We start from the raw sequence: 23,217 nt of genomic DNA on the forward strand, positions 1-23,217 counted from the left end.
ACAGAAAACCCGGAATTTTTCCGGGTTTTACATCATTCGCAATTATTTGTTTTTTAAATAGCTTTTCCTTTTTCCAGCGACAGAAGTTTTTCCTTCATGTCCAGTCCACCGGCATATCCCGTTAAGCTTCCGTCGGAACCAACCACCCTATGACATGGTATGAAGATCATGATTGGATTTTTATTGTTTGCCATGCCCACAGCCCTGCATGCCTTTGGGTTTCCAATATATTCAGCAATTTGCTTGTAAGACCTTGTCTCTCCGTAAGGAATGTCGCAAAGCGCTGCCCATACTTTCTTCTGGAATTCTGTTCCCTTGGGGTTCAGCGGCAAATCAAAGGAATTTCTTTTTCCTTCAAAATATTCGTTCAACTGAAGCGCTGCATTTTTCAAAAGATTTGTTTCATTCACTTCAATACTCTGGTTTTCTGAGATTACATTTACATCAGTTATTTCCGTTCCGTTGTCTTCAATGGCCACAAGACCTATTTTAGTTTGGAAAACAAATACATTTTTCATGTTTCACCTACTCATCCCTGAAAGTTATTTTGCCATCCTTCATGTCATCTATAATTGCAAGACTTTTTAAATTATAGCCTTCACTCCTTAAAATTTCTCCGCCTTTCTGAAAGCCTTTTTCTATGGCGATACCAATTCCCTTAACTTCAGCATTACATTGACCTGCCATATCTAACAGACCTCTCATGGCACTACCTTCAGCCAGGAAATCATCTATTATAAGAAGTTTGTCATTTTCATTTAAATATTTTTTGCTTATCATTATTTTGTAATCTTTGTTTTTAGTGTATGAATGCACCTGTCCAACATAGACATCCTTATCAAGATTCAAGCTTTCAGTTTTTTTTGCAAAAACAACTGGTACTTTAAAAACTAGCGCAGCCATAATGGCAATTGCTATGCCGCTCACTTCGATGGTAAGAATTTTTGTAATCCCCTGATCCTTAAAAAGTCTGTGGAGCTCTTCTCCCATTTCGTATAGAAAATCAGCATCAAGCTGATGGTTTAGAAAACTGTCAACCTTTAAAATATTTCCTTCCCTGATCTCTCCTCTTTCAATTATCATTTGCTTTAGCTTATCCATGTCAATTCCTATCCATATTATATTTTTATATATAATATACTATAAAGCGACAAAAATCAACGTGTAAATTCTATAGTACTAACATATTAATTCCATCCTGTATTAATCAAATCAGAAAATTCAATATTTATCATTGTAAGAAGGTTGTCAGCAGCAATAGGACATTCCTTGCTGTAAAGGTAGTAAATAGAGTCATTTTTCTTGCAGGGCAGAGAAAGCACAAATTTGATTCTGTCTCCTTGTGAATGTTCAACCGATAGATTTCCTCCGTGTAATTTAGTTATACATCTGGACAAAATCAGTTCTATTGATTCTTCTTTATCATAGTCTCCAAACTGCTGGTTTCTCTTTCCCGGAATATCCATTACGTTTTTATGGTTAATGCTGTCAGTTTTCAACTCTTCATAATCAACTGATATTTCAACTCTTGATTCAAAAGTCCTCAAGTCCACAAAAATTTTCCCTCCGGTAGTTGAGCTCCTCACGGCATTTGAAAGAATGTTCAGAATAACTCTTTCCATTTTTTCAGGATCAAACAATATCATTTTTTCTTCTGAGTCAGTATCAAATAATATTTCAAGCTGTTTGTCCCTGATTGCTTCAACAGCTTTTACTACATTTACAACAACATTTTCAGTTATGGCAACAATATTTGCGTTGCAGCAGTTCAAATCGTACTGTTCTGCCGATATTACTGATAAATCCAATAAATTATTAATCATTTTTGTGAGTCTGAAAAAGTTTTGCTTTATGGAATTCATACTTTTTGTTGTTTTATCATCGTAAGAATTTTCATAATTGTTTTTCAGATGCTGTTCAACCAGCTGTGAAGCCCCATATATAATGTCCATAGGGACTTTAAGCTCACTGTAAATATTTAAAAATATATTTTTGCTGTCATCAAATCCTTTAGCTGAAAATCCACTGTACATGATTTTTTCTTCATTGTACAAATCACGTTCAACATTTAATTTATCGCGGGCGGCACTTTCTTCGAATGATCCTTGTCCCGAAGCTACGGTCATACTGGTGTTAATTTTCATAGATTCGTTGTTTGATTTTCCTGTAAATGGTATGATAACACCTTTTTTATTATTCCCCATATTGCATCCCCCTTCAATTAATCTTTTGATTGTTTCTTATATACCATTTATTGAAGTGTTAAAACAAAAAACTTAAAAATATTCATCAATTATCTAAAACTTGTGTCACTTTCACTGAAATAGGTTGTATGTTGTCGAAATATTTCTACGAATAAAAAAATAAGAATGGACATCTCCATTCTGACTATTGACAAAACCAGATTATTTATACTGTAGTGGCTTTGCTGCCAGCCCGTGTTATTAATTCAGCAATTTTGTTATTTTCGGGAGGACAGCAGTCCTCCCCTACTATTGATATTTATATTTTACTGTTCAAAAGGCGAAATCAGCGACTGGCTGTCAACATGAACCAGTCCTAAACTTGTAAGCCTTACTTCAGGTATTACTGGCAGACTGACAAAAGCTAAAGTCATGAAAGGATCTATTCCTTCTGCTGATCCAAATCTCAAAGCATCACGCCTTATTTTAGTCATGTGTTCTGAAAGTTCTGCAGCACTTAATCTGCTCATGATACCGGCAGCAGGCAGCGAAAGAATTTCTGAAAAGTTTCCGTCTACAACAGCAAAGCCTCCCTGCATATTTCTGACCATATTTGCTGCAGCACACATATCCTGTTCATTGGTACCTACTACAATCAAATTGTGTGCATCATGAGATACAGAAGATGCTATGGCTCCTCTTTTAAGTCCGTAACCGTGTATATATCCAAGACCAATGTGCCCGGTATTTTTATGTCTTTCAATTACCGCCAGTTTCAGCACATCATTTTCAACTGAAATGCCATTATTTTCCCAATCATATTCCATCATTTCTATTTTTGTTGCTATTTCACCAGGTACTAAGGAAATTGTCCTGATTTTATGAATATTGTCTGGTTCCTTTATAAAAAAATCCTCTTTTTTTAACATCCTCATGTTGAATGAATTAAAAATTTTATAATATTTTTGATATTTTTTATCTAAAGCTATTTTATCGTCCTTAAAATGCCGGTTGTATTTATCATTTGCACTTATAACTTCTTTTCCTTTTTCAGCAATCAAATTTCCGTTTTTATACACCATATCTACAATAACATTGCTTAAATCGGACAAAACAACCAAATCGGCATCATATCCCGGTGCAACTGCTCCCTTTCTTTTTAGTCCGAAATACTTAGCAGTATTGTATGTGGCCATTTTAACAGCAATTATTGGATCTGCTCCAAGCTTTACAGCTTTTCTTATTATGTGATCAATGTGACCTTCGTTTATGAGACTTTCAGGATGTTTGTCGTCTGTTGCCAGAATGCAGCAATCGCAGTAAGGTTTTTCAAACAGCTTAATGAGAGAGCTTAAATTTTTAGCAGCTGTACCTTCCCTGATCATCACTGTCATACCTAGCTTGATGCGTTCCAAGGCTTCATCCATACTTGTGCATTCATGATCAGACATGACTCCTGCTGCAATGTATGCACAAAGATTTTTACCGCTAAGTCCGGGAGCATGACCGTCTATTGTTTTACCATATGCATCATTAATTTTAGCAATTATTTTTTCGTCAGCTGAAATTGTTCCGGGGTAATTCATAAGTTCAGCAAGTCCAAGCACATTTTCATTTGAATAATATGAACTTAAATCAGAAGCTTCAAGAACAGCTCCCCCTTCGTCAAAAGGAGAAGACGGAACGCATGATGGAATTAGAAAATATACATCAAGAGGAAGTCCTAGAGATTCTTCCATCATGAAATCAATGCCTGAAGTTCCGCACACATTTGCAATTTCATGAGGGTCAGTCATGACTGCTGTAGTGCCATGAACTGTAACAGCCTTTGAAAATTCTGCCGGCAGCATAAGGGAGCTTTCTACGTGAATGTGGCCGTCCATGAATCCGGGAGCTACAATTTTTCCGCTAATATCCACTTCTTCAAAACCTTCGTACGTTCCGATTCCGCAAATTTTCCCTTCACATATGGCAATGTCAGCCTTTTCCAATTTCATAGTAAACAAATTAACTATTTCTCCGTTTTTAAGAACCAGATCTGCTTTTTCAAGGCCTCTGGCAGCTCTTATGATTTTTTCCATAGACACCTCCTATGCTTTACTCAAACGGCATTTTTCTTATATTATTTCAAATTGTACTTTTGTGTTACATACTCATCGAGACATTTTGCAGCTACTTTAGTTGATGCAACTGCCTCCACAACAGTCTTTGCTCCTGTAACCACATCTCCGGAGGCAAAGACACCTTCCTTAGTAGTTCTTCCCGTTTCATCTATTACAACCAGTCCCAGTCTGTCTAGCTTAAGACCCCTGGTTGAATCAGCAATCAAAGACCTTGGTCCCTGGCTTATGGAAATAATAACAGAATCTGCATCATAGCTTATTTCCTCATCATTGTTGTCAGTATTTTGAAACTTGATGGATTTATCATTGATCTCCAAAGGAGAGCGGTAAAATTCAAAGTTAACGCCGTCAAGTCTTGCATAATTAATTTCAACCTTGCTTGAAGGCATGTCAGCTTCCCCTTTTCTGTAATAAACAGTTACTTCCTTGGCGCCTTTTCTTATGGCTGTTCTTGCGCAGTCCAGGGCAACATTGCCCCCGCCGATTACACACACTTTTTTTCCAAGATAGTGGGTGCTTGGGCTTCTAAGGTAATCAATGGCATAGTACACATGACCCAGGCTTTCTCCGGGAATATTGAGTTTTCTAGGCTTCCATGTGCCTGTTGAAACAAACACTGCCTTGTAGCCGTCCCTGAACATGTCATCAAGGGTTATTACGGTTCCCACCAAAGTGTTGGGCCTTATTTTTACTCCCATTTTTATGAGTATGTCATGATATTTGTCCAAAATTGATTTTGGAAGGCGGAATTCAGGTATGCCGTATCTTAACACACCTCCAATTTGCTCGTGGGATTCAAATATTGTTATGTCATATCCCTTTCTGGCAAGAAGAATAGCCATGGTAAGGCCTGCAGGCCCTGAACCTATTATGCCAACCTTTTTTTCAGGGTTTATTTCCGGTTTAAAATCCACTGAATTCAAATAATAATCCGATGTATAATGTTCAATCGAGCCTGTTTGAATTGGGCTTCCCTTAAAATTCAAAACACAGTGTCCCATGCAAAATTCCTCGTGGGGACATATGAGTCCTGTTATAACAGACAAAGGATTGTTTTCAAACAAAAGCTTGCCTGCTTCCTTTATTTTGTTTTCTTTTAAAAGACCTATGACTTCATTCATAGGAGTTGAAACAGGGCATCCTTTTTTGCAAGCAGGATTTTTGCACTGCAGGCATCTCTTGTTTTCTTCCCAAATATTGTTTATCATAAATTCCTCCGTCATTAATCTGTAATGAAATAATTTTGTTTACTATATACCATGTTTTCGTTGAAGTCAAACAAAAACATGGTTAAAAACAAAACAATGGGGAGATGATTCCCCCATTGTTTTCCTACTCATACTAGCAAATACCTCTACTACTTTATTAAGCTTTTTCCCATTAAATATTTATCAACTTCTCTTGCAGCAAGTTTTCCTTCCTGAATAGCCCATACAACAAGGCTTTGTCCTCTTCTCATATCACCTGCTGCAAACAGTTTTTCCACATTTGTCTTAAAAATTCCGTATTCAGCCTTAACATTGCTCCTGTTGTCTCTTTCAAGCTTAAGCTCATCTATTACAGTGTCTTCCGGTCCTAAAAAGCCCATGGCTATTATCACAATGTCTGCCTTCCACACTTTTTCTGAGCCTGGAATTTCCTTTGGAATAACTCTTCCTGTCTCATCCTTTGTCCAGATTACTTCCACTGTATGGATTTCCTTTACTTCGCCCTTTTCATTTCCTACGATTTTTTTCGTAGAAATGTTGTAGCTTCTCGGATCTTTTTTGTAAAGGCTTATGGCTTCTTCCTGACCGTAATCAACCTTAAGCTTTTTAGGCCATTCCGGCCATGGATTTGTATTGTCATCCCTTTCCTTTGGTGGTTCAGGCATTATTTCAAACTGGAACACGCTGCTGCAGCCTTGCCTGATTGATGAGCCTACACAGTCTGTTCCTGTGTCGCCTCCTCCCACTACAATGACATTTTTTCCTTTGGCACTTAAAACTTCGTTGTGTTCTTTGTTGATCTTCAAAACATTCTTTGTGCTGTTAGTAAGAAACTCAATGGCCCCGCAAACGCCCTTTAAATCTTTTCCTTCAACTTCAAGACCTCTTGCCTTCTTGGCTCCGCCGCACAAAACAACTGCATCATTTCTGTCTAAAAGTTCATTTGTTGTAATGTCTGTTCCAACTTCAACATTGAAAACAAACTTTATGCCTGATTTTTTCATGAGCTCTATTCGTCTTTCTACAACTTTCTTATCAAGCTTCATGTTTGGGATTCCGTACATCAAAAGTCCGCCAGGCTTGTCTTCTCTTTCATACACGGTTACATCGTGGCCCACGGCATTTAAATAATATGCTGCTGACAGACCCGACGGCCCTGAGCCAACAACAACAACCTTCTTTCCCGTTTCCTTTGTCTTTCTTGGTTTTACCCAGCCTTCCTTGTATGCCTTTTCAATTATTTCAAATTCAATGTCATGAATTGCAACAGGATCTGCAATGTGGCCTTCGGTGCAGGAACCCTCACAGGGTGAGGGGCAAACCCTCCCTGTGAATTCCGGAAATGGATTTGTCCTTACAAGCCTTTTGTAGGCGAGCTCCCACTGTCCCTTGTAAACAAGGTCATTCCATTCAGGTATCAAGTTGTGCATGGGGCATCCTGCCACCATTCCGTTTAATATGATGCCTCCCTGGCAGAATGGAGTTCCGCAGTTCATGCATCTGGCTCCCTGCAGCTGAAGTTCTTCTGCTTCCATAGGAAGCTTTATTTCATTCCAGTCCTTTATTCTTTCTTTTGGATTTCGCTTTTTATGTTCAACTCTTTTATATTCTAAAAAACCCGTGCTTTTCCCATAGTATGCCTCCATCATTTAGCAATGTTTTCAACAGTTTTACTTTTTATTTCTTTATTTTCGGCAGTTGAGTACCTTTCTCTGTATGCATAGCTTAAAGCTTCATGTCCGGTAAGTCCAAGGCTGTATGCTTTTTCTATGCTTTCCATCATATGCTTGTATTCAGCAGGAATTATTTTTGTGAATCTGTGAGAATAACTTTCCCAGTCATGAATAATCCTTTTGCCCTGAGTGCTGCCTGTGTAGTCAACGTGCTTTTGTATCATCTCTTTTATTTCGTCCATTTCCTTCTGGCTTGTTATTGTTTCAACATTGCTTATTGAACTGTTGAGGCAATCTTCTTCAAAATCAAGGACATATACCGTTCCTCCGGACATACCTGCTGCAAAATTCCTGCCTGTCTTTCCAAGTATGATTACTTTTCCGCCTGTCATGTATTCGCAGCCATGGTCTCCCACACCTTCAATAACAGCCTTCATTCCGCTGTTTCTTATGAGGAATCTTTCTCCTGCTTTTCCACAGATGTAAGCCTCCCCTGAAGTTGCTCCATAGAATGCAGCATTTCCTATGATAATATTATTTTCAGGTACGAAATCTGAATTCTTTGGAGGATATACTATTATTTTTCCTCCTGAAAGTCCCTTGCCTATATAGTCGTTTGAATCTCCCTCAAGCTCCAGCGTCATTCCTTTTGGAATAAACGCTCCGAAACTTTGTCCTGCAGTTCCAACAAATGACAAATGTATAGTATCGTCTGCAAGTCCTGCTTCTTTGTATTGCTTTGATATTTCGCTTCCTATAATTGTTCCAACAACCCTGTCTGTGTTGCTTATTTTGAGTTTGGCCCGGATAGGCTTCTGGTTTTCAAGAGCAGGTTTAACCATTTTCAAAAGCTTTTTCATATCCATAGATTTATCAAGCATATGATTTTGCGGTTGAATGTTGTACCTACCCACATCAGCCCCCGAGAAAGGCTGGTACAATATTTGTGTCATATCTATTTTTTTGGCTTTCCAGTTTGTTATGTTTTCTCTTTGTTTAAGCTTATCGGTCCTTCCAACCATTTCCTTCAATGTTCTGAAACCAAGCTGAGCCATTATTTCTCTCAGTTCTCTTGCCATGAACCTCATGAAGTTTTCTATGTGTTCCGGTTTTCCGGCGAAGTTTTTCCTTAAATTTTCATCCTGAGTTGCAATTCCTATTGGACATGTGTTTAAGTTGCACACTCTCATCATAACGCAGCCCAGTACTACAAGTGGAGTTGTGGCAAAACCAAATTCTTCAGCTCCGAGCATTGCTGCAATTGCTATGTCTCTTCCTGATAAAAGCTTTCCGTCTGTTTCAAGAGCAACCCTGTCTCTTAAATTGTTAAGAACAAGTGTCTGGTGAGCTTCAGCAAGACCTAACTCCCATGGAAGTCCTGTATTTCTGATGCTAGTTCTTGGTGCAGCACCTGTTCCTCCGTCATAACCGCTTATGAGGATTACATCAGCCTTACCCTTTGCAAGACCGGCTGCAACTGTTCCTACTCCTGATTCAGATACCAGCTTTACATTTATTCTTGCATAACGGTTTGCATTTTTAAGGTCATGAATGAGTTCACCAATATCTTCAATTGAATAAATATCGTGGTGAGGAGGAGGTGAAATAAGCGTAACTCCCGGTGTTGAATGTCTTACCTTTGCTATTTCCGGATAAACCTTGAGTCCCGGAAGCTGGCCTCCTTCTCCGGGTTTTGCTCCCTGAGCCATTTTAATTTGAATTTCTCTTGCATTTACAAGATAGTTGCTTGTTACTCCAAAACGTCCTGATGCAACCTGTTTTACAGCACTGTTTTTGGAATCGCCGTTTTCAAGTATTTTAAATCTTTCAGGATCCTCACCGCCTTCACCGGTGTTGCTCTTTCCTCCCAGCCTGTTCATTGCTATGGCCAGTGTTTCATGGGCTTCCTTGCTCAGTGAGCCGTAGGACATTGCACCTGTTTTGAATTTCTTTACTATGGATTCAACAGATTCTACTTCCTCTACCGGTATTGCTTCCTTGTGGTTGTAATTGAAATCAAGAAGGTTTCTCAATGTATATACTTTTTCTTCATTTATTTTTTCCGAATATTTCTTGTAAAGATTGTAATTGCCTTCCCTGCAGGCTTTCTGAAGCATGTATATGGTTTCAGGATTGTACATGTGAACTTCTCCGTCGTCCAGGCACTGGAAATATCCTCCGACTTCAAGAGTGTCCGTGTATGGAGAGTTTTCATCATATGCACTTTCATGTCTCATTTGATTTTCAAGAGCTATATCTTCAAGGCCTAATCCTTCTATTCTTGAAGGTGTCTTTGTGAAGTACTTGTCCACAACTTCCTTCTTGATTCCAACTGCTTCAAATATCTGCGCTCCGTGGTAGCTTCTGATTGTTGAAATACCCATTTTTGAAATAACCTTGAGTATACCCTTAACCATTGCCTTGATATAATTTTTCTTACCTTCTTCAAATGTAATTCCGTTAAGGGACTTGCTGTCAGCTAAATCCTTTATTGTTTCAAAAGCAAGGTAAGGATTTATGGCAGTTACACCGTAGCCTATGAGAGTGCAGAAATGATGAACTTCTCTAGGTTCTCCGGATTCAAGAACTATGCCAATATTTGTTCTTTTTTCCATTCTTGTAAGGTACTGATGAAGGCCGGATGAAGCTAAGAGTGCCGGAACTGCAGCAAAGTCCTTGTTAACTCCTCTGTCTGACAGCAGAATTATATTTGCTCCTCTTGTAATAGCCGTATCTGCTTCTGCAAAAATGCGTTCCAGTGCTTTTTCCATGGCAGCAGGTCCTTCAGACACCTTGTAAAGTATGGAAACCGTAGCAACTCTCAGGTGATCGTTGTTCAGGTGCTTTATGGTATTAAGCTGTTCATTTGTAAGTATGGGGTTTTCCAAAAACAAGCTTGCAGAATTGTCTCCGTCAGGATTTATGAGGTTTCCGCTGTCACCCAGGCTTACGCTTGTTGATGTGATGATTTCCTCCCTTATGGCATCTATAGGAGGATTTGTAACCTGAGCAAAAAGCTGCTTGAAGTACAAGTAAAGCATCTGAGGCTTTTCTGACAGAACTGCCAGCGGTGAATCAATACCCATGGAACCAACAGGTTCTTCGCCTTCTATGGCTGTAGGTTGTATGCCTTTAGCTATATCTTCATATGTATATCCAAAAGCTTTCTGCTGCAGCAGGTCTTTCATCTTTACATCCTTTTCCAATGCAACCGGCAGGTCGCTGAGATTTATAATATGTTTCTTGTTCCATTCAGCATATGGATGAAGAGTAGAAACATATTTTTTCAGCTCATCGTCTGTTATAATTCTCTTTGCCCTTGTGTCAATCAAAAGCATTTTTCCAGGTTCAAGTCTTCCCTTTGATTTTACGTTGTCATTATCCATGTCAATAACTCCAACTTCAGATGCAAGTATAACCCTGTCATCCTTTGTTACATAATATCTTGAAGGCCTGAGTCCGTTTCTGTCAAGAATACCACCTATTATGTCGCCATCTGTGAAAGCCATGGCTGCAGGACCGTCCCAGGCTTCCATGAGGAAGTTGTTGAACTTGTAAAATTCTCTCTTTTCCTTGGACATGGTCTTGTTCTTTTCCCATGGCTCCGGTATCATCATCATGATTGATTCCTGCAGTGATCTTCCTGTGAGATATAAAAACTCCAGACAGTTGTCAAACATGGAGGAGTCGCTTCCTGTTTCATCTATAATAGGGAAAACCTTGTGAATGTTTTCAAAATAAGGAGATGTCATTCTTTTTTGCCTTGCATTCATCCAGTTGACATTTCCTCTGATTGTGTTTATTTCACCGTTGTGAACAAGATATCTGTTAGGATGTGCTCTTTCCCAGCTTGGAAATGTGTTTGTGCTGAATCTTGAATGTATCATTGCAAGACAAGACTTAAACTCCAGGTCTGACAAGTCAAGATAGAAATTCCTGAGCTGTTCAGATGTAAGCATTCCCTTGTATACAATAGTCTTTGATGAAAGGCTTGCAAAATAAAATATTCCTCCGTTTTGCTCACTCATGGGACCAATTGTCTTTTCTGCTCTTTTTCTTATTACATATAGCTTTCTTTCAAAAGCCATGGAATCTGCAATAGAATTATTTTTCTTGATAAACACCTGAATAATTCTAGGCATAGAAGCTTTAGCCTTCTCACCTATAATAGTTCCATCTACGGGAACATCCCTCCATCCTAAGACATGCTGACCTTCTTCTTCAGCAATATCCGTAAATGTTTTCATTTGTATATTTCTGAATTTGTCATACTTGTGGGCAAATATCATGCCTACACCATAACTTCCTTCTTCAGGAAGCTCAAGGTCCAAGACCTCGCATTCACGTTTGAAAAAATCATGGGGTATCTGCACAGTTATACCTGCGCCGTCTCCTGATTCATCAGAACCGCTTGCTCCTCTGTGACTCATATTTTCAAGAACTGTTAAAGCATCATCTACGATGTCGTAAGATTTTTCGCCATTTATATTAACAACAAAACCCATTCCGCATGCATCGTGTTCAAATGCCGGGTCATAAAGACCTTGTTTATTAGGTACTCCATAATTCTTCATAATGCTCTCCCCTGTCATTTTAATCTTTAATATAAATTTTTTACTATTATATTAGATTTTTTATAATCATACAAGCATTATTTTAAAATTATGTAATATATTTTTGATATTTTTTATCAATTCTATTTTTATTGATAATATTTTAAATTATTTTTCAACATTAAAGAAATAAATTTGTATTTTATTAATTATTTGTAACATTATTGGCGTGAAATCATTTTTCATTATACTGATTTTTTATTGTTATCTTATAAATTTTCTAAATAGTGTTTTTTGTGCAAATTTGTTAATTTCATTAATTATAACTTTTTATCTTTAAAAACAAAAGATTTATCACTATTAATATAAATATAATTTCTAATTTACAGCAAAATAAAAAACAAGGATATTCATAATGAAATATTCCTTGTTTTGTTATAAGCTTATATTGTTTGTTTAATTCTCATAGCTGCTTCTGCAATGACCCTTTCTATTGCTGATATGTCGGCAGGTTTTGCCAGATGTCTGTCAAATCCCGCTTCTCTGGATCTTTTCCTGTCTTCGGGTCCTGCATATCCTGATAAAGCTATTAAAAATGTTTCCTTTATTTCATCGTCTTTTCTCATTTGCTGTGCCACCTCATATCCATCCATAACCGGAAGACCTATATCGCATATGATAACATCCGGATGGTGTTCCTTAGCCATTGCAATACCAACTTTTCCGTCCTGTGAGCAAATGGTTTTATGTCCTAAAAAACCAATCAGGTCGCACATTATTTCTGTTAAATCCTTGTTATCATCAATGATAAGCACTTTAAGACTTTTATTTTTATATTCATTATCCATAATTATCTCCTTTGATGTATTTTTTTAGTCCAAGTTGATTTATTACTATTTCAAATATATCTTATCACTATTTCAAATTCGCTTCTCTAATCTGATATTAATTGATCACCTGGATTTGTTTATACATTTACTAAAACATAATTCATTTTATTTTATCAGTTTTAGTTTGAGTAATTTGTCGATTTCTGGAACATAAATAAAAAAATTGTCATCAAAGTAAGTTCTTCCTTAGTTCCTGATAACATTAAAACTCCGGCAATGCCGGAGCTTTTGTTTTGTTTAGTCTTCAGATTTAAATCCGGATACTGTCAGGCTTTTTATACCCAGAAATGAATCAAGATCAATTGTTACATCATTTTCTGCAGGGAGAGTAACCTGTTTTGAAATAAAAACCTCAATATCGTCAACAACTGACTTGCAGTAGTTTTCTTCAGTCTTCGGTTTTTTCGCGAAAATTTCAGGAACCTGAACAAACGCACACTCACAGCTGGCTCTATACTCCGGATATTCGATTATTACTTCATGCCTGCCTTTTTTATTCAGGAAATTTATTGCTTTTTCTGTTATTACAATCATGTCGTTCTCCTTTGCCACTTCATACTCTATATGATATATTATATCACGAAAGCGGCCATATGGAATAACTTTTTACACTGGGCATTGCAAGTACAGTTTAAAAAACAGCCGTGTGCGGCTGTAATAAACAATGCTAGTCAAGCTGTTTCAGCAAATCTTTGTACTGTCTTAGTTTTTCCTGTTCTTCAACTCTTACGCCTGAATTGTAGAAATCAATGTTACCGTTTCCGCCATCTAGCAAATTCATTTCCTCAAGAATTCTTCTTAAGTTGTTCACGGTTCCCATGTTTCCATCAATTATATCCACATCCTCAGGAAGAAGTTTCTTGATCATGTCCTTGAAGAACGTAAAATGAGTGCAGCCCAATACAACAGTTCCATAATTGCTCAAATCAAAATTTGAAAATCGCTCCTTAAGGTAAGGAAGGACTGTTTCTTCAGAAAAATCAAATTTCTCTGCAAAGCGCACCAGTTCCTGCAGTGACAAAAGATCAACTATGTGTTCATTGTCAAGCTTTGCAATAAGATTTTGAAGCTTATCCTGCTTAAGTGTCAGTTCTGTTGCAGTAACCAAGATTCTCTTGTCTGCATTTTTTATTTTTTTCAACTGCAGGCTTCACGGCAGGTTCCATTCCTATTATGGGAATGCTGTATCTGTTTCTTAATTCTTCTATTGCGACACTTGTTGCAGTGTTGCAAGCAACTACTATTGCCTTCACTCCCTGACTTACTATAAAATCTATGGCATAAAAAATGTATTTTTTCACTTCTTCTTTTGGCTTTGTTCCGTAAGGAACATTCATGGTGTCAGCATAATATATATAATCTTCATTAGGAAGCATTTTCACTGCATCATGCAGTACGGTAATTCCTCCTATTCCTGAATCAAAAACACCTATTTTCATTTTTCCTCCTGTTGTCTTACATATATTGCGATATTTTTTATTTATTAACTTAGAAATTAATTTCTTTTAAATTATATCATAAAACCATGAAATGCATATGTTTAAATTATATTTTTCGGTACCAAATATACCACTTCTTCAACATTTTGTCAAAATCAATAGTTTATAATATTATATTCATTATAGTTATCATTGACAAAAATAAAAACGGCCAACAAAGTTTTGCTTTGTCAGCCATTTTCTAAATGAGCTTCATTAAATTAATAGTATTACAACACTCTTGCCTTTGAATATATGTGAGATAATTTCTCAAGTGCCATGTTCAATGTTTCATCCTTTTTTGCATAATGAAATCTAATATACTGATTCACATTTTCCTGAAAGAAACTTGATCCCGGAACTGCTCCCACTCCAACTTCCCTTGCCAGCCACTCACAAAACTCTAAATCACTGTTATAATGGAATTCACTTATATCCACCAATACATAATAAGCTCCCTGAGGATCTGTATATTTAAGCCCTATTTGATTTAATCCATTTATAAATAAATTTTTCATATGAGTGTAGTGTCTTTGCAGTTCAAGGTAATAATCATCTTTAAAATTCAAGCCGACAACTGCTGCTTCCATAAGAGGTGCTGCAGCACCAACAGTTAAAAAGTCATGCACTTTTTTTACTCTGTCGATGATTCTTTCATCAGCTATTACATATCCCAGACGCCATCCGGTTATGGAATACGTCTTAGACAAGGAACTGCATGAAATTGTTCTTTCCCTCATTCCCGGAAGAGAAGCAATATAGGTATGTTTATGTGGTGCATAAATTATATGTTCATACACCTCGTCGGAAATCACATAAGTATCATATTTAATTGCCAAATCTGCAATTACCTTAAGTTCATCCCTTGTAAACACCTTTCCGCAAGGATTTGAAGGGTTGCATAAAATTAGTGCCTTGGCGTTCTGCTTAAACGCCTCCTCCAACAAATCAGCATCAAAATTAAAGTTTGGCGGATTTAACGGCACATAGATTGGTTCTGCACCTGAAAGAATTGTATCTGCCCCATAATTTTCATAAAATGGAGAGAAGATTATTACTTTATCTCCAGGATTGGTCACAGCCATCATGGCCGCCATCATGGCTTCTGTACTTCCGCAAGTAACTACAATTTCTTTGTTGGGATCTACTTTCATTCCTGAAAAATGTTCTTGTTTTCTTGCAAGAGCTTCACGAAAATTTTGAGCACCCCATGTGGTTGCATACTGATGAGGTCCTTCAGCTGCCACTTGAGCAAGTCTGTTTGTAATTTCTACAGGTGGTTCGAAATCCGGGTAGCCCTGTGATAAATTCACTGCATTATATTCATTTGAAATTCTGGTCATCCTGCGTATGACTGAATCAGTGAAAACTGAGGTACGTTTACTTAATTCTTTCACTTCTGTTCTCCTTAATGTTATTTCCAAGCCGGGATGTATGCACCTTTAAATGTGTCTGCATAAATCGCTTTTACTGCATCTGACTGGTAAGCTTCTACTATTTTTAAATATGTTTCATTATTGGCATCTTCTGTTCTTGCTGCAATCAGGTTCACATAACTGTTTCCTGAATAATAGCTTACATTATCCTGGAATATAGAATCTTCTCCGGGATTTAAACCGTTATCCAAGGCATAGTTGCAATTTATCACTGCTGCTGTAACATCTGGAAGAAGTGCGTATACATTTGCTGCATCAACTTCTACAAATTCAATATTCAATGGATTTTGAGTGATGTCCCCTAGTTCAGGGCTGTCACCAGCGTTTGCATCTATTTCAATGAGCTTTGCTGCCTCTAATATTTTAAGTGCACGTCCTTCGTTTGTTGCATCATTTGGAACAGCTATTTTTGCTCCTTCAGCAATTTCGCTTACACTGGACACTTTGTCAGAATAAATGTTCATGGCTGAAATAAAAGTATCACCTATGGCTGTAATTTCATATCCATTATTTTCAATTTCTTTATTTAAATATGCATAATGCTGAAATGCATTCAGATCCGTCTCACCATCTGATAAAGCCCTGTTTGGTGTAGCATAGTCTGTAAAGCTGATCAACTCAACATTAATTCCTTCTTTTGCCATCTCTTCAATGACCGGTGTCCACATTTCATTTGATTCTCCTACAACTCCTACTTTTACAGTAGTTGTTGATGTATCCTCTTTCACATCTGCATTTGATTTCCCGCATGCAGTAAATGTTGCAGTAATTGTTAATGCTAATAAAATTGATAATATTTTCTTATTCATTGTTGTTCTCCTTTATTTGTAATGTTTTAAATTATTTGAATCCTTCAGAATATTAACAAACCCTGATACTGTCACCCTGAACGGTAGTGAAAGATGCCCTAACCCTATTTTTCAGGTGTCTTTCTGAAAAATAGCGGTAGGTCATTCGCAATGAGCACCAAATTTATACGAGCATTAGCGAATAAATAAATTTGTATGCGAAACTGCGGGATCTCATCTTTGTGGAAACATGAGATTCTTCGGCTGCCCCTCAGAATGACAACATCTAGACATATACTTTTTCATCATATTGAGCAATTTAACATTGCATATATTAAAGCTGTTATAATGTTAATGCTATTTCGTAATTTTCTTTCATTGTTTTACATGATTTATCAAATTCTTCTTTTTCTTCAGTTGTCATATGAAGTTCAATTATCTCTTCCACTCCGTTAATTCCAAGCACAGCGGGTACAGAAGCATACACGTCATGCTGTCCATACTCACCATTTAAAAGAACAGATACAGGAAGAACTCTTTTCTCATCAGCAAAAATTGCTCTTGTTACTTCTGCAATGGATGCCCCTATTCCAAACTCAGTAGATCCTTTACCCTTAAGAACATGCCATCCGCCTGCTTTTCCTTCTGCAGCAATTGCCTTTAAGTCAAGCGTGCCATACTTCTCAGGTTTTTCTTTTATTAACTCTAAAATTGGCTTACCGGCAATAGTTACAACCGACCATGGAACCATTTGACTTTCACCGTGCTCACCAAGTGCGTAGGCATAAATTGATTTCTGATCTATGCCTGTTGCTTCAGACAAAGCCCTTCGAAGCCTTGCAGAATCCAGAGTTGTGCTGGTGGAAATCAGTCTTGATGGCGGATAATTTAATTGATTTTGTATATAATGTGCTACTACATCCGCAGGATTTGAAATACTTATAATAATGCCTTTAAAACCGGAATTTTTTATGTTTTCCACAACATTTTTCATGATTGCTACTGTTTCAGCAAGAGTATCCATTCTTGTCTGGAATTTGCTGATATCAGGCAGAGGCCCTGCTGCAATAACCATTAAGTCTGCGTCCGCTGCATCTGAATAATTTCCTGCTTTTACATTTACATGGTGGGGCAAATAGACTGTTGAATCAAAAATATCAAGTGCCTGTGCTTTTGCTTTATCCTCTTCAACATCAATGTATACAATTTGTTCTGCAAGCCCCTGAGAAGCCAGTGCATAGCCTGCATGGGAACCCACGTGCCCTGCTCCTATAATTACTACTTTTCTTGGTTTTAATACCATTTTGATCTCTCCTTATTAGTGACTATTTTTCTTTACTATGGTATTTCCTATAATTTGAATGATACTTACCATTCCAACCAGCACAATAACCGAAGCATATGTGACGTCAATCTGATTTCTCTGATATCCAAAACGTATTGCAAAATCCCCCAGGCCACCTGCACCAACGGCACCTGCCATAGCAGTAAGTCCAATGAGACTTATGGCTGTAATTGTTGTTCCTCTTGCAATACCAGGAATACATTCCTTTAGATAAACCCTGAATATAATTTCTAAAGGTCCGGAACCCATGGACTGTGCTGCTTCAATCAATCCTGAGTCCAATTCGGCCAAAGCAGATTCTATTTGTCTTGAAAAGAATGGAACCGTACCGAATACCAGAGGAACTATTGCTCCATCCACGCCAATTGCAGTTCCTGAAATTAATCTTGTCAATGGAATCAGACTTGCCAGCAAGATGATAAATGGTATTGATCTAAAAAAATTAATTATTTTATCAAGTATCTGAAAAAATGCTTGGTTTTGAAGAATTCCTCCCTTTTTTGTAACAGTCAGAACAATTCCTAAAACTAACCCAAGAATAAATGAAATAGAACCGGACCATCCAACCATAATTAAAGTATCATAAATGCTTTCATAAAAATCCGGCAGTTTCGACAATACATTTGGAAAAAGACTGCTAAGAAACCCTTGCATCTAAAATCACCTCCACCCCTACATTCTTATTTCGCAGATATTCAATTGCTTCTGTAATATTTTTCGCCTCGCCACTGACAATTGATACGAGACCGCCGATGGGATGCTCTCCGATCAGTTCAATATTTCCAAAGATAATGTTCACATCCAGGTTAAACTTTCTGGAGATTTGTGACACCAATGCTTCTGAAGCATTTCGTTCCAGATAAGTAAACTTTAATATGCATTCACCTTCCTTGAGTTTTGTAATAGACACCTTATCTTTGATTAATTCGTGTATCTTTGATAAATTTGATGTGCTGTCCACAAAATCTTTTGTAATTTGCTTTACGGGATTAGCAAATACATTAAAGACATCTCCTTGCTCCACCACTTCACCGTTTTCCATTACAACTACATTGTCACATATTTCTTTTACTACCTGCATTTCATGTGTAATAACTACTATGGTAATCCCCAGTTTTTCATTCAATTGCTTTAATAGCTTTAAAATTGATTTTGTGGTCTGGGGATCTAGTGCGCTTGTAGATTCATCGCTTAATAAAATTTTAGGATCGTAGGCTAAGGCCCTTGCAATTGCCACCCTCTGTTTCTGACCTCCGCTTAACTGTGATGGATAAGCAAGAGATTTATCTTGAAGATCAACTAATTCCAGCAAATAATTTACCTTATCCTGAATTTCTTTCTTTTTCATCTTGCTGTGTTTTAACGGATAAGCAACATTTTCATAAACATTTCGGGATGAAAATAAATTAAACTGTTGAAAAATCATGCCAATTTTTTTTCGTTCCTCTCTGAGACTTTTCTCTGAGAGTAAGGTGATTTCCGTATCTCCTAAAATAACTTTACCTTCTGTTGGTCTTTCAAGAAGATTAATCATCCTAACCAATGTTGATTTTCCTGCTCCTGAAAATCCAATAATTCCATGTATTTTTCCTTCTTCCATTTGCAGGTTAACATTTTTTACTGCTTCAACTGTTTTTCCATATGATTCAAAACTCTTGCTGACATTTTCAAATATAATCAATATTTTTCCTCCATTTCCGGTATTTTAATTCGCAGTCTCGTTCACAAATTTGTTTGCTCACTATCGCTCTTACAAATTTGGAATTCATTCAGTAGGGCATACAAAAAGCAGGTACCGTAAGTACCTGCTTTATCTATATTTTCTAAAAGAAAATTATAATCAGGTAACATAAGGCGCACTAAATACATCCATTTTCATATGCATCTGCATTCGCATGGTATAGCTAATCATAAACATATTTACTTTCAACATTGATTTTTCAGTATGCATTTTGCTCTCCTTATTTTCTGTTTTATTTTTTTGTAACTACGTCGTCCATGTTTTGTATTATACATAATCTGCAGAATTAGTGTTAATACATAAAACCGACAACTCGTTATAGGTAAAAACTATAGCACATTTTCTTTAAATTTAATCAGCTCATCCACATATTTGTGTCCTAACTGGCTCATGGTTGTATTTTTCCTGGCAATATAGCCAATACTCATGACTTCATCTGAATCCAATGGTATGGCCTTATAATCATTTCCATTCAGTTCCTCGCATATAATTCCGGAACACAATGTATATGCATTCAATCCCACCATAAGATTTAGCAGTGTAGCTCTGTCATTTGCCTTTATAATCTTTTTATACACGTTCGCACTGAGCACTTCTTCTGCAAAATAAAATGAATTGTTCATTCCCTGGTCAAAGGAAAGGCAAGGATACTCTTCTAAGTCCTCCATGGTAATCAAATCCTTTTCGGCTAAAGGATTCCCCTTCCATAAATAAACATAGGTCTTGCACTGAAATAATTCTTTAAACACCAGATTGTTTTCTTTCAATATTTTTGTTATTACCTTCCTATTGAAATCATTCAAGTACAAAATACCTAATTCGCTTTTAAAGTTCTTTACATTTTCAATAACTTCATAGGTCTTGGTTTCATGAACTGCAAATTCGTATTCATCCATACCGAATTGCTTTACCATTTCCACGAATGCTTTTACTGCAAATGAATAATGCTGTGTTGATACACTGAATTTCTTTTTTACGCTTTTTTTATCAACATATCTTTGATTAATAAGTTCATACTGTTCTGCTACCTGTCTGGCATACCCCAGAAACTCATCACCTTCCGGTGTAATTGTTATTCCCCTGTTAGTTCTTTTATATATAGTAATACCAATTTCATTTTCTAAGTCTCTGATAGAAGCTGATAGACTTGGCTGCGATATAAATAATGATTGAGCTGCCTTATTCATAGAATTGCAGTCTGCTATTGCAATGGCATATCTTAGTTGTTGTAACGTCATAATTCCTCCTATCATTTATGCTATAGATAATTTTAAAAAAATTCCTCAAACTATTAGCTTGAGGAAACATATGTTATATAACTTTTTATTTTATATTAATATTAAAATATTTTCAACTATTTTTGCATGTATTGCTGCAATAATTTCTTACTTCAATACACGATAAAGTATAACTGCCATTTCTGCGCGGGTTACATATGATTTAGGATTAAGATATGAGTTGCTGCCTGTAACGATGCCTGCCTTAACCAGAGTTGCTACTGAAGAAACTGCATAATCAGATACAGAACCTTTATCCTTAAAATTGTTCAAATCACTGATACTTCCTGTAGTTAATGTCTTTCCATCAGCTTTCAACGCCCTTGCAACAAGAACCATGGCATCTTCTCTTGTAATTGGTGCATTAGGCATGAAAAGATCATCATAACCCTTGGCAATGCCAAGAGCTTTGGCTGTAGCTATGGCAGTATAATAATAGCTGCCAGCCGGTACATCGGAAAAATTGCTTTTTGAAGAAGCACTTAAATCTAACGCTCTGTAAAGCATCAGCATAAAATCTCCGCGTATCATGTTTTGAGCAGGGCTGTAATTGTTGCCTCCTGTACCGGTTACTACACCTTTCTCAAACAAATAATCAATTGAAGCTGATGCCCAGCTGTAGCTCGATGTAACATCATTGAAGTAAGATGAAGCAGCTGAATCTGCAACGGCTGTGACTGTTATTTTGACTGTTCCGGTAAAGTTAACTCCATCTGTGTTCCATCCTGTATATTTTACAGTTACTGTACCGTTATAGTCTTTGTAAGGTACAAATGCTACCTTTGATAATGATGGTGAATCATCATAATAATATTTTGTACCTTCTGAAACAAGAGAGCCGTAACTGCTTGGTGATGAATAGTTATAGTAAAGTCTTCCGTAGCTTGAAGAAGGCAATGTAAATTTTATGTAATCAAGTTCTTCATTGGTAGCATCTTCGCATACATCGTTAAAATCATCATCATCAAAATAAAGGACTGTGTCTTCTTTTGTTGAAACATTGATTGTATCAGCAACAGTACTTTCTTCTTTAACTGTTATTTTAACTACTCCGGTAAAAGAGTCTCCGTCATCATCATATCCTGTATAACTAATGATAAATGTTCCTTTATAATTAGATTTCGGCACAAAGACTACATCATCCAGATCATTTTCATAATACTTGGTACTGGCTGAAACTTTTGAATCATATTTTGTTGATGATGTATAGTCATAATACAATATTCCATATGTTGATGAAGGAAGAGTAAACTTTACGTAGTCAAGGCCTTCATTGTTGGCATCATCACAGGCGTCTGCGAAATCGTCAGAGTCGAAACTTAAGGGCGTAAAGGAACCTGTACTATAAAGTATGGGATCCGCATCCCAATCATATTGATTGACAGTTATTTCAACTTCTCCGGTATATGATTCTCCATCATCGCTGTATCCTATGTATGAAATAATCACTTTGCCGTGATAGTCCTGATATGGAACAAATGTAATATTATCAAGATCATTTTCATAATACTTCGTTCCTTCAGCAACTTTAGAACCATATGAATTAGAAGATACGTATCCAACATATAGTCTGCCGCTGCTTGAAGACGGTAATGTAAATTTTACATAATTTATATTATCTCCTGTTGTATCAACGCACTCATCATCAAAATCATCTGCTTTAAAATCCGCCGGCATTTCTTCATAGGTTGTATATTTTATGGTGTCAGCATCTACTTTTCTCTCTGCAATAACAATCTTGATTGTTCCTTCAAAAATATCTCCATTTGTATTATATCCGTAGAATGGAATGTCAACTGTCCCGTAAAATCCTGAATATGGTACAAAAGACATTTTTCCAATGTTAGTTGCATCATATTCTGTACCGGCAGTTACTGTTGAGCTATAACTTGATGAAGATACATATCCAATGTAAAGCTTGCCATATGAAGAATTAGGAAGTGATGGAATTTTTATGGACTTAAATGTTCCTGCCACAGTTTTTTGACATTCGGAAACAAAGTCTGAGGAATAAAATGCAACTTTTGTATCTTCCGTACCATTGTACGTAATTGATGATCCGGTTACTGTCTGAGCATAAGTAATAATATTTGAGTAATCAATAACAATACTTTTCTCTCCTGCACCATTTGTACTATCAGCGGCAAATGCCAATGTAGAATTAAAGGGCAGCGCTGTGACAGACATAAGAATTGAAAGAACAATTGCCACTATCTTTTTTAAATATAATTTATTAACAGTACTTTTTACATTTATTTTTCTGGTCATAATAAAACTCCTTTTCTAAGGTTTTTAAAGCTTTTAATACAATAAAATAAAACATAGTTAAATAACTCCCCCTGATTTCTAATTTCTAATCCCAATAATTTATCATATCGCCCTCTTTCGGAAATCGTTAACCCAAGCATTAAAACTTGCATATGATTACAACTACTTTAAGTATACAACTTTTTACCGTTATTTCAACTTCTAAATTATCATTTTTATGCCAAATAAAAATTCCCCTCAAATAATATGAGGGG

At 36.7% G+C, this 23,217-nt stretch carries 16 protein-coding genes and 1 pseudogene; all 17 read right to left on the reverse strand.

Annotated elements, in window-relative coordinates:
* Positions 1-53: 53 nt before the first annotated feature.
* The 17 genes and pseudogenes from BN358_RS20445 to BN358_RS20525 all read right to left on the reverse strand — a co-directional run bounded on the left by BN358_RS20445 (position 54) and on the right by BN358_RS20525 (position 22,963).
* Positions 54-518: a methylated-DNA--[protein]-cysteine S-methyltransferase gene (locus BN358_RS20445; protein ID WP_019230401.1), complete on the reverse strand. Its 465-nt coding sequence runs from the start codon at positions 516-518 to the stop codon at positions 54-56.
* A gap of 7 nt (positions 519-525) precedes the next feature.
* The gene (locus BN358_RS20450) at positions 526-1,101 is read right to left on the reverse strand and encodes a xanthine phosphoribosyltransferase (RefSeq protein ID WP_019230402.1); all 576 of its coding nucleotides are present in this window, start codon (positions 1,099-1,101) and stop codon (positions 526-528) included.
* Positions 1,102-1,187: 86 nt separating this feature from the next.
* Entirely contained in the window at positions 1,188-2,204 is a 1,017-nt protein-coding gene (locus tag BN358_RS20455) for a sensor histidine kinase KdpD (protein WP_019230403.1), read from the reverse strand.
* A gap of 305 nt (positions 2,205-2,509) precedes the next feature.
* Positions 2,510-4,264, reverse strand: coding sequence for an adenine deaminase (ade, locus tag BN358_RS20460; RefSeq protein WP_019230404.1), 1,755 nt, complete (start codon positions 4,262-4,264; stop codon positions 2,510-2,512).
* A gap of 41 nt (positions 4,265-4,305) precedes the next feature.
* Entirely contained in the window at positions 4,306-5,514 is a 1,209-nt protein-coding gene (locus BN358_RS20465; protein ID WP_019230405.1) for an NAD(P)-dependent oxidoreductase, read from the reverse strand.
* A gap of 149 nt (positions 5,515-5,663) precedes the next feature.
* Positions 5,664-7,163, reverse strand: coding sequence for a glutamate synthase subunit beta (locus BN358_RS20470; protein ID WP_019230406.1), 1,500 nt, complete (start codon positions 7,161-7,163; stop codon positions 5,664-5,666).
* Positions 7,160-11,761: a glutamate synthase large subunit gene (gltB, locus tag BN358_RS20475; protein ID WP_019230407.1), complete on the reverse strand. Its 4,602-nt coding sequence runs from the start codon at positions 11,759-11,761 to the stop codon at positions 7,160-7,162. The genes BN358_RS20470 and gltB overlap by 4 nt, the downstream gene beginning before the upstream one ends.
* Before the next feature lie 422 nt (positions 11,762-12,183).
* Positions 12,184-12,588, reverse strand: coding sequence for a response regulator (locus BN358_RS20480; protein WP_019230408.1), 405 nt, complete (start codon positions 12,586-12,588; stop codon positions 12,184-12,186).
* Between the two features lie 279 nt (positions 12,589-12,867).
* Positions 12,868-13,164 (reverse strand): CC/Se motif family (seleno)protein, encoded by a 297-nt coding sequence (locus BN358_RS20485; protein WP_019230409.1) that lies wholly within the window; start codon positions 13,162-13,164, stop codon positions 12,868-12,870.
* A gap of 133 nt (positions 13,165-13,297) precedes the next feature.
* Positions 13,298-14,069 (reverse strand): annotated as a pseudogene (gene murI, locus BN358_RS20490) (glutamate racemase).
* Positions 14,070-14,338: 269 nt separating this feature from the next.
* Positions 14,339-15,505: a pyridoxal phosphate-dependent aminotransferase gene (locus BN358_RS20495; protein WP_019230410.1), complete on the reverse strand. Its 1,167-nt coding sequence runs from the start codon at positions 15,503-15,505 to the stop codon at positions 14,339-14,341.
* Positions 15,506-15,522: 17 nt separating this feature from the next.
* Entirely contained in the window at positions 15,523-16,353 is an 831-nt protein-coding gene (locus BN358_RS20500) for a MetQ/NlpA family ABC transporter substrate-binding protein (protein WP_019230411.1), read from the reverse strand.
* A 322-nt stretch (positions 16,354-16,675) separates the two neighbouring features.
* Positions 16,676-17,635, reverse strand: a complete 960-nt coding sequence (locus BN358_RS20505; RefSeq protein ID WP_019230412.1) for an L-lactate dehydrogenase — start codon at positions 17,633-17,635, stop codon at positions 16,676-16,678.
* A gap of 15 nt (positions 17,636-17,650) precedes the next feature.
* Positions 17,651-18,331 carry a methionine ABC transporter permease gene (locus BN358_RS20510; protein ID WP_019230413.1) on the reverse strand — a complete coding sequence of 227 codons (681 nt, stop codon included), beginning with the start codon at positions 18,329-18,331 and terminating at the stop codon, positions 17,651-17,653.
* On the reverse strand, positions 18,315-19,358 hold the full coding sequence (locus tag BN358_RS20515; RefSeq protein ID WP_019230414.1) for a methionine ABC transporter ATP-binding protein: 1,044 nt from the start codon (positions 19,356-19,358) through the stop codon (positions 18,315-18,317). The genes BN358_RS20510 and BN358_RS20515 overlap by 17 nt, the downstream gene beginning before the upstream one ends.
* Before the next feature lie 389 nt (positions 19,359-19,747).
* The gene (locus tag BN358_RS20520; protein ID WP_019230416.1) at positions 19,748-20,656 is read right to left on the reverse strand and encodes a LysR family transcriptional regulator; all 909 of its coding nucleotides are present in this window, start codon (positions 20,654-20,656) and stop codon (positions 19,748-19,750) included.
* A gap of 147 nt (positions 20,657-20,803) precedes the next feature.
* Positions 20,804-22,963 carry an S-layer homology domain-containing protein gene (locus BN358_RS20525; protein WP_019230417.1) on the reverse strand — a complete coding sequence of 720 codons (2,160 nt, stop codon included), beginning with the start codon at positions 22,961-22,963 and terminating at the stop codon, positions 20,804-20,806.
* Positions 22,964-23,217 lie beyond the last annotated feature (254 nt).

The organism is Sedimentibacter sp. B4, assembly GCF_000309315.1.
GTDB classification, from domain to species: domain Bacteria; phylum Bacillota; class Clostridia; order Tissierellales; family Sedimentibacteraceae; genus Sedimentibacter; species Sedimentibacter saalensis.

What these genes read in the sequence shown, in the direction of transcription:
- BN358_RS20500 (WP_019230411.1), bottom strand. Translation starts at nt 16,353, where the DNA reads ATGAATAAGAAAATATTATCAATTTTATTAGCATTAACAATTACTGCA.
- ade (WP_019230404.1), bottom strand. Translation starts at nt 4,264, where the DNA reads ATGGAAAAAATCATAAGAGCTGCCAGAGGCCTTGAAAAAGCAGATCTG.
- BN358_RS20470 (WP_019230406.1), bottom strand. Translation starts at nt 7,163, where the DNA reads ATGATGGAGGCATACTATGGGAAAAGCACGGGTTTTTTAGAATATAAA.
- BN358_RS20520 (WP_019230416.1), bottom strand. Translation starts at nt 20,656, where the DNA reads ATGACGTTACAACAACTAAGATATGCCATTGCAATAGCAGACTGCAAT.
- BN358_RS20465 (WP_019230405.1), bottom strand. Translation starts at nt 5,514, where the DNA reads ATGATAAACAATATTTGGGAAGAAAACAAGAGATGCCTGCAGTGCAAA.
- BN358_RS20450 (WP_019230402.1), bottom strand. Translation starts at nt 1,101, where the DNA reads ATGGATAAGCTAAAGCAAATGATAATTGAAAGAGGAGAGATCAGGGAA.
- BN358_RS20510 (WP_019230413.1), bottom strand. Translation starts at nt 18,331, where the DNA reads ATGCAAGGGTTTCTTAGCAGTCTTTTTCCAAATGTATTGTCGAAACTG.
- BN358_RS20455 (WP_019230403.1), bottom strand. Translation starts at nt 2,204, where the DNA reads ATGGGGAATAATAAAAAAGGTGTTATCATACCATTTACAGGAAAATCA.
- BN358_RS20525 (WP_019230417.1), bottom strand. Translation starts at nt 22,963, where the DNA reads ATGACCAGAAAAATAAATGTAAAAAGTACTGTTAATAAATTATATTTA.
- BN358_RS20480 (WP_019230408.1), bottom strand. Translation starts at nt 12,588, where the DNA reads ATGGATAATGAATATAAAAATAAAAGTCTTAAAGTGCTTATCATTGAT.
- gltB (WP_019230407.1), bottom strand. Translation starts at nt 11,761, where the DNA reads ATGAAGAATTATGGAGTACCTAATAAACAAGGTCTTTATGACCCGGCA.
- BN358_RS20505 (WP_019230412.1), bottom strand. Translation starts at nt 17,635, where the DNA reads ATGGTATTAAAACCAAGAAAAGTAGTAATTATAGGAGCAGGGCACGTG.
- BN358_RS20485 (WP_019230409.1), bottom strand. Translation starts at nt 13,164, where the DNA reads ATGATTGTAATAACAGAAAAAGCAATAAATTTCCTGAATAAAAAAGGC.
- BN358_RS20445 (WP_019230401.1), bottom strand. Translation starts at nt 518, where the DNA reads ATGAAAAATGTATTTGTTTTCCAAACTAAAATAGGTCTTGTGGCCATT.